The organism is Salmonella sp. FC25216 (assembly GCF_057751355.1).
On record NZ_JBDGON010000001.1, the window covers coordinates 545,211 to 558,522 of the forward strand.

General features: G+C 51.1%; 13 protein-coding genes and 1 pseudogene. 7 read left to right on the forward strand and 7 right to left on the reverse strand.

The window, feature by feature from the left end; translation table 11 throughout:
- Positions 1 to 27: 27 nt before the first annotated feature.
- From ecnB to efp, 3 genes are all read right to left on the reverse strand, one after another.
- On the reverse strand, positions 28 to 174 hold the full coding sequence (gene ecnB / locus AC3G3F_RS02580) for a lipoprotein toxin entericidin B (protein ID WP_000239598.1): 147 nt from the start codon (positions 172 to 174) through the stop codon (positions 28 to 30).
- 107 nt (positions 175 to 281) lie between these two features.
- Entirely contained in the window at positions 282 to 416 is a 135-nt protein-coding gene (locus AC3G3F_RS02585; protein ID WP_023248781.1) for a hypothetical protein, read from the reverse strand.
- Between the two features lie 60 nt (positions 417 to 476).
- Entirely contained in the window at positions 477 to 1,043 is a 567-nt protein-coding gene (efp, locus tag AC3G3F_RS02590; protein WP_000257282.1) for an elongation factor P, read from the reverse strand.
- A gap of 40 nt (positions 1,044 to 1,083) precedes the next feature.
- Here efp and epmB point away from each other — a divergent pair, with 40 nt between their 5' ends.
- Both epmB and yjeJ read left to right on the forward strand, forming a co-directional pair.
- Positions 1,084 to 2,112 (forward strand): EF-P beta-lysylation protein EpmB, encoded by a 1,029-nt coding sequence (epmB, locus tag AC3G3F_RS02595; RefSeq protein WP_023248780.1) that lies wholly within the window; start codon positions 1,084 to 1,086, stop codon positions 2,110 to 2,112.
- Positions 2,113 to 2,395: 283 nt separating this feature from the next.
- Positions 2,396 to 3,253: pseudogene (yjeJ, locus tag AC3G3F_RS02600) on the forward strand (YjeJ family protein).
- A 47-nt stretch (positions 3,254 to 3,300) separates the two neighbouring features.
- On the opposite strand, the gene AC3G3F_RS02605 reads toward yjeJ, so the two are convergent.
- The 3 genes from AC3G3F_RS02605 to AC3G3F_RS02615 all read right to left on the reverse strand — a co-directional run bounded on the left by AC3G3F_RS02605 (position 3,301) and on the right by AC3G3F_RS02615 (position 5,890).
- Positions 3,301 to 3,654: a DUF4156 domain-containing protein gene (locus AC3G3F_RS02605; protein ID WP_000558210.1), complete on the reverse strand. Its 354-nt coding sequence runs from the start codon at positions 3,652 to 3,654 to the stop codon at positions 3,301 to 3,303.
- Positions 3,655 to 3,906: 252 nt separating this feature from the next.
- Positions 3,907 to 5,553: a chaperonin GroEL gene (groL, locus tag AC3G3F_RS02610; RefSeq protein WP_023185643.1), complete on the reverse strand. Its 1,647-nt coding sequence runs from the start codon at positions 5,551 to 5,553 to the stop codon at positions 3,907 to 3,909.
- A gap of 43 nt (positions 5,554 to 5,596) precedes the next feature.
- Entirely contained in the window at positions 5,597 to 5,890 is a 294-nt protein-coding gene (locus AC3G3F_RS02615) for a co-chaperone GroES (protein ID WP_000027827.1), read from the reverse strand.
- 275 nt (positions 5,891 to 6,165) lie between these two features.
- On the opposite strand from AC3G3F_RS02615, the gene yjeH reads away from it, so the two are divergent.
- Positions 6,166 to 7,407: an L-methionine/branched-chain amino acid transporter gene (yjeH, locus tag AC3G3F_RS02620; protein WP_070803994.1), complete on the forward strand. Its 1,242-nt coding sequence runs from the start codon at positions 6,166 to 6,168 to the stop codon at positions 7,405 to 7,407.
- Between the two features lie 60 nt (positions 7,408 to 7,467).
- Here the strand turns inward: yjeH and AC3G3F_RS02625 are convergent, their stop codons facing one another.
- Positions 7,468 to 7,944 (reverse strand): FxsA family protein, encoded by a 477-nt coding sequence (locus tag AC3G3F_RS02625; protein ID WP_001267291.1) that lies wholly within the window; start codon positions 7,942 to 7,944, stop codon positions 7,468 to 7,470.
- 340 nt (positions 7,945 to 8,284) lie between these two features.
- Here AC3G3F_RS02625 and aspA point away from each other — a divergent pair, with 340 nt between their 5' ends.
- From aspA to AC3G3F_RS02645, 4 genes are all read left to right on the forward strand, one after another.
- Positions 8,285 to 9,721: an aspartate ammonia-lyase gene (gene aspA, locus AC3G3F_RS02630; protein WP_023220389.1), complete on the forward strand. Its 1,437-nt coding sequence runs from the start codon at positions 8,285 to 8,287 to the stop codon at positions 9,719 to 9,721.
- Positions 9,722 to 9,835: 114 nt separating this feature from the next.
- Positions 9,836 to 11,137 carry an anaerobic C4-dicarboxylate transporter DcuA gene (gene dcuA, locus AC3G3F_RS02635; protein ID WP_000637596.1) on the forward strand — a complete coding sequence of 434 codons (1,302 nt, stop codon included), beginning with the start codon at positions 9,836 to 9,838 and terminating at the stop codon, positions 11,135 to 11,137.
- Between the two features lie 120 nt (positions 11,138 to 11,257).
- Positions 11,258 to 11,605, forward strand: coding sequence for a divalent cation tolerance protein CutA (gene cutA / locus AC3G3F_RS02640; protein ID WP_080225635.1), 348 nt, complete (start codon positions 11,258 to 11,260; stop codon positions 11,603 to 11,605).
- Complete coding sequence (locus tag AC3G3F_RS02645; RefSeq protein WP_488394383.1) at positions 11,581 to 13,281, forward strand: protein-disulfide reductase DsbD; 1,701 nt, start codon at positions 11,581 to 11,583, stop codon at positions 13,279 to 13,281. Before cutA ends, AC3G3F_RS02645 begins: the two co-directional genes overlap by 25 nt.
- The last annotated feature ends 31 nt before the right edge of the window (positions 13,282 to 13,312 follow it).

A 13,312-nucleotide genomic window follows, 5' to 3' on the forward strand; every position in this document is an offset into this window, starting at 1 on the left:
TACGACGCCATGCCGTACCGTTGATGATTACTGCTGAGCTCTGGTTGCAGCGCCAGAGATCGCACTACCACCGTCCGAGATGTCCTCACCCACGCCACGCGTGGTATTACAAGCGGTTAATACAGTGGAAAGTACCAAAACAGAAAAGATCGCTGCAATTGTCTTTTTAACCATAATGTCTTCCTTTTCTAGCCAATGTTGTTTGTGTATAGCAACTTAATAATAGACAACATCCCAGAAAATGACGGACGTTCGACTAATTTTAGGAAGACGAGAAGTGATTAACTGGCTGCGCGGGAGAGGGTGTGACCGAGATGCTGAATATCTTCGCAAAAACCACGAGCGGTATTACATGCCGTTAATAATGTGCCGATGAGGAGAACCAGCGCGACAAGGCTGATAAGGCGTTTCATCATTGATGCTCGAAAAATACGATGGCGCAGCACACGCTACGCCATACTTCCCGGTAACGTAAATTATTTTACGCGAGATACGTATTCGCCGGAACGGGTATCGACTTTGATCACTTCACCAATCTGCACGAACAGCGGAACTTTAACCACTGCGCCAGTAGACAGAGTAGCTGGTTTACCGCCCGTACCTGCGGTATCGCCCTTCAGACCTGGGTCGGTATCAACGATTTCCAGTTCAACAAAGTTTGGCGGGGTGACAGAGATTGGCTGACCGTTCCACAGGGTCACGATGCATTCCGCCTGATCCAGCAGCCATTTTGCGTTGTCGCCGATAGCTTTGGCATCTGCAGAGAGCTGTTCGAAGGTTTCGTTGTTCATGAAATGCCAGAACTCACCGTCGTTATACAGGTAAGTCAGGTTCATATCGACCACATCCGCGCCTTCAGCGGAATCGGTCGATTTGAAGGTTTTCTCTACACGCGTGCCGGTCAGCAGGCGGCGCAGCTTAACGCGGGCAAACGCCTGGCCTTTACCCGGTTTCACGAATTCACTGGATTCAACCGCATAAGGTTCGCCATCCAACATGATTTTAAGACCGGAACGAAAATCGTTGCTATAGTAAGTCGCCATAAGGCCCTCTGAAATTGTTAACTGGTAGCTAAGCCACAAAATGGCGCATATTGTAACCCTAAATACCCCATTGCGAGAAGATTGGTTAGCGCAACTTGCCGATGTTGTGACCAATCCCGATGAACTGCTGCATCTTTTACAGATTGAAGCTGATGAAAAACTCCGGGCAGGACAGGACGCCAGGCATTTGTTTGCCCTCCGCGTGCCGCGCGCTTTTATTGCGCGCATGGAGAAAGGCAACCCTGACGATCCTCTTTTACGTCAGGTACTGACGTCCCGGGACGAATTTATTGTCGCCCCCGGTTTCTCCACCGACCCGCTGGAAGAGCAACACAGCGTGGTGCCAGGATTATTGCATAAATACCAAAACCGAGCGCTATTGCTGGTAAAAGGCGGATGCGCGGTAAATTGCCGCTACTGTTTCCGTCGTCACTTCCCGTATGCGGAGAATCAAGGCAATAAACGCAACTGGAAAGTCGCGCTGGAGTATATTGCCGCGCACCCGGAACTGGATGAGATCATCTTTTCCGGCGGCGATCCGCTGATGGCGAAAGATCATGAGCTGGACTGGCTGCTTACGCAACTGGAAGCCATTAAGCACGTCAAGCGGTTACGCATCCATAGCCGGTTGCCTATCGTCATCCCGGCACGTATTACTGACGAACTGGTCGCCCGCTTTGACCAGTCGCGTCTGCAACTTTTGCTGGTGAACCATATCAACCACGCCAATGAAGTGGACGAGGCGTTCTGCCTGGCGATGAAGAAACTGCGCCGCGTGGGCGTAACGCTTCTCAACCAGAGCGTCCTGCTGCGTGGCGTGAATGATAATGCGCAAACGCTGGCGAATCTGAGCAACGCGCTATTCGACGCCGGAGTGATGCCCTATTACCTGCATGTGCTGGATAAAGTGCAGGGTGCCGCGCATTTTATGGTCACCGATGACGAAGCTCGGCAAATCATGCGCGAACTGCTCACGCTGGTATCCGGCTATATGGTGCCAAGACTGGCGCGTGAAATTGGCGGCGAACCGAGCAAAACGCCGCTTGATTTACAGCTTCGTCAACAATAATACTCGCGGGCGAATCAGGGACGGCGAAAAATATTACCGCGCAATATCACGAGGAGATTCGCCCTGCGATTCTCCTCACCATCTGGCGACGATAAAATAACGTTCGTTATCCCTCCTATTTCTGACACTCTCTTTTCAATAAAATCCGTTTTAGGACTCGCTTAGCATGTACTGCATTTTCAAATTATACTGGCTTTCCTTTTTATAGAGCAGCATAAACAATTCATATATTAAATACATTACTATTAAACATTTAATTATTTTATATTTATGGAGAATTGACATAGCCTTAACGATTAAAGAACTAAATACCGGAGTTATTCGTCACAATAATACGTTTATCGCGCTGGCGCTTAAGGTGAAGTCCCTGAGAAATAAAGAAATAGTGCTTTTCTTTCCTGTGCTCGCGCTGCGAGACCTGCTGATCGGCCTTGAACACCAGCTTTATTTACAACACTCGCTTCCGGAACAAGAGCAGGAAAAACGCCAGAAAGCCAAAAGCAGCCATGTGCGTAAAATGCATGAGAATATTCCGGCAATACTCCGTGAAGAGCTGGAAAACGCCAATATTAATTAGCGCATTGAGTCCTTAGCGCTCAGCGATAATACAGAAGAGGCATTAATCTTTACGTTAAATCTGCACAATGGTAGCCACCTGGATTTACAGGTTGGAAAGTGGCAGGTTGAAGTCCTGGTGATAGCTATTATTCACGCTATTAACAATGCCGGAATGCGTGAGCTCGCATTGCGTATTTCTTCAATGCTGGACTTTTTACCATTATACGATGCTGATTGTCTGGAAAACGGTAATCTGCAATTCGATACCTATAACCAGCCCGACTGGAAACATAATCTGTATAACCATTATCTGGCGCTCGTTTATCGTTACACGGATGAAGCAGGAAAATCTTATGATTGCGGCACCATCATTAAAACCCGCAGTCAGTCAGGCTCTAAAGAAGCCGAAGCGATATCACGCCGTTTGCTGAATTACAGCCCGCGTCTTAAAAAGCTGGAGGGAAGACCATGTAAGGTTTTTGTCAGAACGCCAGGAACCGGTAAAGCAACGCGTCTGACGCAAGATCAATGCCTGCGCGCGTTGCATAATCTACGCATGGAGTCATCGCAGGAAAAACACTAACCATATCGCCCTCTGAATCTTGCAGAGGGCGTTACGATTCAGACATATCAGTTCGGACATTTATAAACCTGGCCGTTCATCTCGCTGGCCGTCGGGACAAAGCTGGACAACATGCCCTGCGACGGGCTACTTACGCCATACAGAACGTTCCCGCCCATCGCCGCCGCCTGGTTACGCAGATCGTTCGCTGCGCCGCGCATTGACCCCCCCTCTTCGCCGTGCTGGCCTGAAAACCAGTTACTCTGTTTACCGGTTGCCGTACCAATAAGCTGGCATTCCGCGCCTGGCTTATCTTCGACAAAGCGCACATTCTGGCCGGCCGCGGTGAGTTCGTTGCTGGAGCTACAACCCGCCATCAGCAGCGCGGCGCCAACGATCCCTGCTAAATATTTCACGTGCATGTTATTCCCCATAATCAATGAGCTGGACGTTTTGTCCGTATCTGAATCTTATACTAAAAAGATGACCAAAAGAAAAACCCCCGGTCATTTCTGCCCGGAGGTTTCTCAATTCTGGGAGATAAGCACCCAAATCATTCTGGTTGCAGGAAGGCGGCCAGTTTGTTAATCCCCAGGAGCTTACTCAAGTAAGTGACTGGGGTTAGCAAACGCAGCCAACGCATCTGCAGCCTGAAGGATGCAGGGTGTAGGCAATTACATCATGCCGCCCATACCACCCATACCACCCATACCGCCAGCAGCACCTAAATCAGGCGCATCGCTTTTCGGCAGGTCGGTCACCATGCACTCGGTGGTGATCATCAGACCAGCCACAGAAGCCGCGTACTGCAGCGCAGAACGGGTGACTTTGGTTGGGTCCAGGATACCCATATCAATCATGTTGCCGTATTCTTCGGTCGCTGCGTTGTAACCGTAGTTACCGTCGCCACCTTTAACGGTGTTAGCCACAACAGACGGCTCTTCGCCGCAGTTCAGCACGATCTGACGCAGCGGAGCTTCCATTGCGCGCAGCGCAACTTTGATACCCACATTCTGGTCTTCGTTCTGACCACGCAGCTCGCTCAGTTTGGACGCCACGCGAATCAGCGCAACACCACCACCAGCAACCACGCCTTCTTCTACCGCCGCACGGGTCGCGTGCAGGGCATCTTCAACGCGGGCTTTCTTCTCTTTCATTTCAACTTCGGTCGCAGCGCCAACTTTGATAACCGCAACGCCGCCTGCCAGTTTCGCTACGCGCTCCTGCAGTTTTTCACGATCGTAGTCGGAGGTCGCTTCTTCAATCTGCTGACGAATCTGAGCGACACGGCCCTGGATGGCCGCTTCTTCACCCACGCCATCAATGATGGTGGTGGTGTCTTTGTTGATCACAACGCGTTTCGCCTGGCCCAGATCTTCCAGAGTTGCTTTTTCCAGCTCCATACCGATCTCTTCAGAGATTACGGTACCGCCGGTCAGGGTAGCGATATCCTGCAGCATCGCCTTACGACGATCGCCGAAGCCAGGCGCTTTAACCGCAGCCACTTTCACGATACCACGCATGGTGTTCACGACCAGGGTAGCCAGAGCTTCGCCTTCAACATCTTCTGCGATAATCAGCAGCGGTTTACCAGCCTTCGCAACGGCTTCCAGAACCGGCAGCATTTCACGAATGTTGGAGATTTTCTTATCAGCCAGCAGGATGAACGGGCTTTCCAGCTCTACTGCGCCAGTTTCCGGCTTGTTGATGAAGTAAGGGGACAGGTAGCCGCGGTCAAACTGCATACCTTCAACCACATCCAGTTCGTCCTGCAGACCGGTACCGTCTTCAACGGTGATGACACCTTCTTTACCGACTTTATCCATCGCTTCCGCGATCAGTTTACCTACGGTCTCGTCGGAGTTAGCGGAGATAGTACCTACCTGAGCAATCGCTTTAGAGTCGGAGCACGGTACGGACAGCGCCTTCAGCTCTTCAACCGCAGCAGCAACCGCTTTGTCGATACCACGTTTCAGATCCATCGGGTTCATGCCCGCAGCAACGGCTTTCAGGCCTTCGGTAATGATGGACTGCGCCAGTACGGTCGCGGTGGTGGTGCCGTCGCCTGCAGCATCGTTCGCTTTAGAGGCAACTTCTTTCACCATCTGCGCGCCCATGTTTTCAAACTTGTCTTCCAGTTCGATTTCACGCGCTACGGAAACACCATCTTTAGTGATAGTCGGTGCACCGAAAGATTTATCCAGAACCACGTTACGGCCTTTCGGACCGAGGGTTACTTTCACTGCATCTGCCAGTACGTTTACGCCGCGCAGCATTTTCACACGAGCGTCGTTACCGAATTTTACGTCTTTAGCTGCCATTTTCTCTTTCCCTTAAATTCGTATGTTCAGTGTCGTTCGCGGATTACGCTTCAACAATTGCCAGAATGTCGCTTTCAGACATGATCAACACTTCTTCATTGTCGATCTTCTCAGATTTCACACCGTAGCCATCGTTAAAAATAACGATGTCGCCGACTTTCACATCCAGCGGCTGTACAGTACCGTTGTCCAGGATGCGACCCTTACCGACAGCGATGATTTCGCCACGAGTTGATTTACCCGCTGCGGAACCGGTCAATACGATGCCGCCAGCAGATTTGGACTCAACTTCTTTACGTTTGACGATCACACGATCATGTAACGGACGAATACTCATTGATAGCTCTCCTTTGAGAAAGTCTTTATCAGTTATGGGTTACGCCGGCCCGTAAACGGTTTCCCGGCTGGTGACCAGAGAGATGGGGATGGGATTTTGCCCCTTCAAGGGGGGAGATGAAAAAAAATTCTTCTAAGCCAAAAAAGCTGTAAAAACGCTACTTATCTCACGTTTACCCGAGGTTTAGAACATCCTGCTAAAAGAAAATGCGTGTGTGATACGCTTAAAAATGTCTGTCGTCGCCTGACGTTACAATGCCGCCGGATAATTAGCTTATGAATGAACTAAAAAAAGAGCTTGGGCTGGTTCAGGGCGTTATCTTGTTAACCACGTCATTATTAGGGACTGGCGTTTTTGCGCTTCCGGAACTGGCTGCGCGGGCCGCAGGCAACATCAGCCTGTGGGCATGGCCGCTGCTCATTATTTTGATTTTCCCTATTGCCATTGTCTTTGCCGTGCTGGGACGTCATTTTCCACACGCTGGCGGCATAGCGCATTTTGTCGGAATGGCATTTGGCCCGCACCTACAACGGGTGATCAGTTGGTTATTTTTATCGGTAATTCCTGTCAGCTTTCCCGCAGCCCTGCATATTGCGGTGGGCTTCGGTCAGGCGCTGTTTGGCTGGCGGAACGAGCAGCTCTTATTCGGGGAACTGGGAACTATAGTCTTACTATGGTTTATGGGCTCTCGCGGCGCCAGCTCCAGCGCCAACCTGCAAGCCATTATCGCTGGATTAATTATCGCGCTTATTGCCGCCATTCTGTGGAAAGGCGCGATTAAACCTGCGGATATCACCTTTCCAGCCGTAAACGAACTCACATTTTCCCGGCTGTGTACCGCCCTGGCGATCATATTCTGGGGATTTGTGGGAATTGAGGCTTTTACGCATTTGTCGTCTGAATTTAAAAATCCTGAACGTGATTTTCCGCGCGCATTGATCATTGGCCTGATGCTGGCCGGCTCCATTTATTGGGCCAGTACCGCCGTGGTACTGCATTTTGGCGTCTATAGCGACAAGATAGCGGCGACAGCATCGCTACCGCTTATTATTGTTCATCTCTTCGGTCTGCAGGCGTTGTGGGTAGCCTGCATTATTGGTTATCTCACCTGCTTTGCCAGCCTGAATGTGTATGCTCAGAGTTTCGCGCGCCTGATATGGACGCAAATGCAATATAAGCCCGACCACTATCTGGCTCAACTCTCTCCCGGACGCATCCCCTTGCACGCGTTAAACGCCATTCTGGCCTGTTGTTGCGTGAGTTCCCTGGTCGTCTACGCCCTGAGAATTAATCTCAATGCGCTGATCGTCTATGCTAACGGTATTTTTATTATGCTCTATCTGCTTTGTATGCTGGCGGGCTGTCGGCTGTTGAAAGGGCGCGGTCATGCACTGGCGGTGACGGGTTGTCTACTGTGTCTATTATTGCTGGTAATGGTGGGTTGGAAAAGCTTATACGCCACTATTATGCTGGTAATGTTATGGCGGTTTTTACCGAAGCGGAAACGCATGACGTGAGAGGCAACCATTGGCCGGATAGCGACGCTCACGCAACTTATCCGACCTGCATCTCCACCTTTAATCCCGACGATCATCCTTATGTTCAATACGATCGCGATCGTCGTCTTTACGCTGATACTCGCCGTCAAATGTTTCGCCACCACCAGTACCTGCGCTAAACCCGCCGCCCGGCATCCGGGAAAAACGTAAATGTGGCAACAACTTTAGCGTCAAATGTTTTTGCACTGGCGGTAACAAAAGGAGAAGGCCGAGAAAATCGGTGAAAAAACCCGGCAACAGGAGCAGTAAGCCAGCGATGATCAGCGATACGCTCTTAATCATTTCTGCCGCAGGGCTCTCACCGGCCGCCATTTTTTGTTGCATCAGCAAAAAGTTTTTAAAACCCTGGTTACGTACCAGCGACATACCGATAACCGACGTAAAAATCACCAGGATTAGCGTCATCAGGACGCCAAGCACATGGGCGACCTGGATAAAGATAGAAATCTCAATATAAACATAGAGAAAGACAGCTAAAAAGGGTATCCAGCGCAAAGGACTCTCCTGTAAGTCATAGCCGTCTGCGACGACCATTTAAATGGGTTTGCGATTCGCATTGATCCGATATGGTGGTGCTTAGCAAAATTTCAAGCAGTTTGTACACTTATTTTAAGTAGTAATCCTAAAGCGGTGACCTATTTCACAAAATAATAAATAAGGGGTAAATTCCCACACTTTAAGTGATCCAGATTACGGTAGGAATTCTGAACCAGCATATGATCTCGTTTATCAGGCCGATGGAGGGGATAATCGTCGGTCAGAAAACATTCGAAATCACATATATCCTGTGTGTTTTAAAGTAAAAATCATTGGCAGCTTGAAAAAGAAGGTTCACATGTCAAACAACATTCGTATCGAAGAAGATCTGTTGGGTACCAGGGAAGTTCCAGCTGAAGCCTACTATGGTGTTCACACTCTGAGAGCGATTGAAAACTTCTACATTAGCAATAACAAAATCAGCGACATCCCTGAATTTGTGCGTGGCATGGTTATGGTAAAAAAAGCGGCGGCGCTGGCCAACAAAGAGCTGCAAACCATTCCTAAGAGTGTGGCGAATGCCATCATTGCCGCATGTGATGAAGTCCTTAATAACGGTAAGTGCATGGATCAGTTCCCGGTAGATGTCTACCAGGGCGGCGCGGGCACTTCCGTCAACATGAATACCAACGAAGTGCTGGCCAATATCGGGCTGGAACTGATGGGTCATCAGAAAGGTGAATATCAGTACCTGAACCCGAACGACCACGTGAATAAATGTCAATCGACTAACGACGCCTATCCGACAGGCTTCCGTGTAGCGGTTTACGCCTCTATCATCAAACTAATTGATGCCATCAACCAGTTACGTGAAGGCTTCGAACGTAAAGCAGTTGAATTCCAGGACATCCTGAAAATGGGTCGTACCCAGTTGCAGGACGCCGTACCGATGACGCTTGGTCAAGAATTCCGTGCTTTCAGCATCCTGCTGAAAGAAGAAGTGAAAAGCATCGAACGTACTGCTGAACTGCTGCTGGAAGTGAACCTTGGCGCTACGGCAATCGGTACCGGTCTGAACACGCCGAAAGAATACTCTCCGCTGGCGGTGAAAAAACTGGCTGAAGTAACTGGTTTTGCTTGTGTTCCGGCTGAAGACCTGATTGAAGCGACGTCTGACTGTGGCGCATATGTCATGGTTCATAGCGCGCTGAAACGCCTGGCGGTGAAGATGTCCAAAATCTGTAACGACCTGCGCTTGCTCTCTTCTGGCCCTCGTGCCGGCTTGAACGAGATCAACTTGCCGGAACTGCAGGCGGGCTCTTCCATCATGCCAGCAAAAGTGAACCCGGTTGTACCGGAAGTCGTAAACCAGGTATGCTTTAAAGTCATCGGTAACGACACCACCGTTACGATGGCGGCGGAAGCCGGTCAGCTACAGTTGAACGTTATGGAACCGGTTATCGGTCAGGCGATGTTCGAATCCATTCACATTCTGAGCAACGCGTGCTACAACCTGCTGGAAAAATGCGTTAACGGCATTACCGCGAATAAAGAAGTGTGCGAAGGGTACGTTTATAACTCCATCGGTATCGTCACTTACCTCAACCCGTTCATCGGCCACCACAACGGCGACATCGTCGGTAAAATCTGTGCCGAAACCGGTAAGAGCGTACGTGAAGTTGTGCTGGAGCGCGGCCTGTTGACGGAAGCCGAGCTGGACGATATTTTCTCCGTACAGAACTTGATGCACCCGGCTTATAAAGCTAAACGTTATACTGATGAAAGCGAACAGTAATCGTACAGGGTAGTACCAAAGAGGCACGTCAAGATGACGTGCCTTTTTTCTTGCAATAAGTTACCAAATAACAACAATTTAATATCAACTTGTTAAACAACAAGGAAGGCTAATATGATAGTTGTCGAACTTATCATTGTTTTGCTGGCAATCTTTTTGGGCGCCAGACTTGGGGGCATCGGTATTGGATTCGCAGGTGGGCTGGGTGTTCTGGTACTTGCCGCCATCGGCGTGAAGCCAGGGACAATTCCATTCGATGTCATTTCCATCATCATGGCGGTTATCGCCGCGATCTCTGCCATGCAGGTCGCGGGCGGTCTGGATTATTTGGTAAACCAGACAGAAAAACTGCTGCGTAAGAACCCGAAATACATCACCATCCTCGCACCGATTGTGACCTATTTCCTGACTATTTTTGCCGGTACCGGGAACATTTCCCTGGCAACGCTACCGGTTATTGCTGAAGTCGCGAAGGAGCAGGGAATCAAACCTTGCCGGCCACTCTCTACCGCCGTGGTATCCGCGCAGATCGCGATTACCGCCTCGCCGATTTCTGCGGCCGTGGTGTATATGTCTTCTGTCATGGAAGGTCATGGCATCAGCTACATCCACCTGTTGTCCGTGGTTATCCCATCTACGCTGCTGGCGGTACTGGTGATGTCCTTCCTGGTCACTATGCTGTTCAACTCCAAACTTTCGGACGACCCGATTTACCGCAAGCGTCTGGAAGAAGGACTGATTGAACTGCGTGGTGAAAAGCAGATTGAAATCAAACCGATGGCAAAAAACTCCGTCTGGCTGTTCCTGCTGGGCGTTATCTGCGTGGTTGTTTATGCGATTGTCAACAGTCCGAGCCTCGGCCTGGTTGAGAAACCGCTGATGAACACCACCAACGCTATTCTGATCATCATGCTGAGCGTCGCAACGCTGACCACCATCCTGTGTAAAGTGGAAACTGACGCCATCCTCAACTCCAGTACCTTTAAAGCAGGGATGAGCGCCTGTATCTGTATTCTGGGCGTGGCGTGGCTGGGTGATACCTTCGTATCCGCTAACATCGACTGGATCAAAGATACTGCGGGTAGCGTCATTCAGGGTCATCCGTGGCTGCTGGCCGTCATCTTCTTCTTTGCTTCCGCGCTGCTCTACTCTCAGGCGGCAACGGCGAAAGCTCTGATGCCGATGGCGCTGGCGCTGAACGTCTCTCCGTTGACGGCAGTCGCTTCCTTCGCTGCCGTTTCCGGCCTGTTCATTCTGCCGACCTACCCGACTCTGGTTGCGGCGGTACAGATGGATGACACCGGTACAACCCGTATCGGTAAATTCGTCTTTAACCACCCGTTCTTCATCCCAGGCACCCTGGGCGTCGTTCTGGCTGTCTGCTTCGGCTTCCTGCTGGGCAGCGTTATGCTGTAAGTGTTTTACCCGCGGGGCGTATCACGCCCCGCATTCTCCCGCCCTTTGACTAACATCCTGCCCTCGTCCATTGTATAGTGACCATTCACTTGCGGATCTTTTTGTTCTTTCGAGGTGTTTATGCTTGATGTTAAGAGTCAGGATATTTCCATCCCCGAGGCCGTTGTGGTGCTTTGCACCGCCCCGGATGAAGCTACCGCCCAGGATCTGGCCGCCAAAGCGCTGGCGGAAAAACTGGCCGCCTGCGCCACCCTCCTCCCCGGAGCGACATCGCTGTACTACTGGGAAGGCAAACTGGAGCAGGAGTATGAAGTTCAAATGATCTTGAAAACCACCGTTTCACATCAGCAAGCGCTTATCGACTGCCTGAAGTCTCATCACCCGTATCAAACGCCCGAACTTCTGGTTTTACCTGTTACTCACGGAGATACTGATTACCTCTCATGGCTCAACGCATCTTTACGCTGATCCTGCTGCTGTGCAGCACATCCGCCTTCGCCGGATTATTCGACGCGCCGGGTCGCTCACAGTTCGTCCCTGCCGACCGGGCTTTTGTTTTTGATTTTCAGCAAAATCAACACGACCTTACCCTCTCCTGGCAGGTAAAAGAGGGTTACTACCTTTACCGTAAACAAATCAGCATTACGCCGACGAAAGCGGATATCGCCGCAGTCCAGCTCCCGGCAGGCGTCTGGCATGAAGATGAGTTTTACGGGAAAAGCGAAATCTACCGTAAGCGGCTAAACGTTCCGGTAACAGTTAACCAGGCGGCTGGCGCGACATTAACGGTAACATACCAGGGGTGCGCCGATGCGGGATTCTGTTATCCGCCGGAAACGAAAACGGTGCCGCTAAGTGAAGTCGCCGCGGCAATAGACGCCACGCCGACGCCTGCTGTCACCCAGACGGGTGAGACGTCAAAACCCGCCGCCCAGCTACCTTTCTCCGCGATCTGGGCACTTCTGATCGGCATCGGCATCGCCTTTACGCCCTGCGTTTTACCCATGTATCCGCTGATTTCCGGTATTGTACTGGGCGGAAGGCAACGTTTGTCGACGGGTCGCGCACTGCTGCTGGCCTTTATCTATGTACAAGGGATGGCGCTGACCTATACCGCACTGGGTCTGGTCGTCGCCGCGGCGGGATTACAGTTTCAGGCGGCGCTGCAGCACCCTTATGTGTTAATCGGCCTTGCCATCGTGTTCACCCTGCTTGCGTTGTCGATGTTTGGCCTGTTCACACTACAGCTCCCCTCCTCACTGCAAACCCGGCTAACATTAATGAGTAATCGTCAGCAAGGCGGCTCGCCCGGCGGCGTCTTTGTTATGGGGACGATTGCCGGATTAATTTGTTCTCCCTGCACCACAGCGCCGTTAAGCGCGATTCTGCTCTATATCGCTCAGAGCGGAAATATGTGGCTGGGCGGCGGCACGCTGTATCTGTATGCATTAGGCATGGGTCTGCCGCTAATTCTGGTCACCGTATTTGGCAACCGCCTGCTGCCGAAAAGCGGCCCGTGGATGGCGCATGTCAAAACCGCTTTTGGTTTCGTAATCCTCGCGTTACCGGTATTTTTACTGGAGCGGATTATTGGCGAGGCTTGGGGTTTACGTCTGTGGTCGCTGCTGGGCGTCGCTTTCTTTGGCTGGGCGTTTATCACCAGCCTTCAGGCCAGACGTGCATGGATGCGTATCGTACAGATTATCCTGCTGGCAGCAGCGCTCATTAGCGTGCGGCCGCTACAGGATTGGGCATTCGGATCGCCGTCCGCGCAGACTCAGGCGCACCTCAATTTCACGGCTATTTCTACCGTGGACGAGCTCAATCAGGCGCTGGCACAGGCCAAAGGCAAACCCGTTATGCTGGATTTCTACGCCGACTGGTGCGTGGCCTGTAAAGAGTTTGAAAAGTATACCTTCAGCGATCCGCGGGTCCAACAGGCGCTCGACAACACGGTGCTCTTGCAGGCTAACGTCACCGCTAACAATGCGCAGGATGTCGCGCTGTTAAAGCATCTGCAAGTCCTCGGGCTACCCACCATTCTGTTCTTTGATGCTCAAGGTCAGGAACAGCCGCAAGCGCGAGTCACCGGCTTTATGGACGCCGCAACCTTTAGCGCGCATTTGCACGATCGCCAACCGTGAGCGACACTTGCAAAAGCAAAGACGGAGGAGA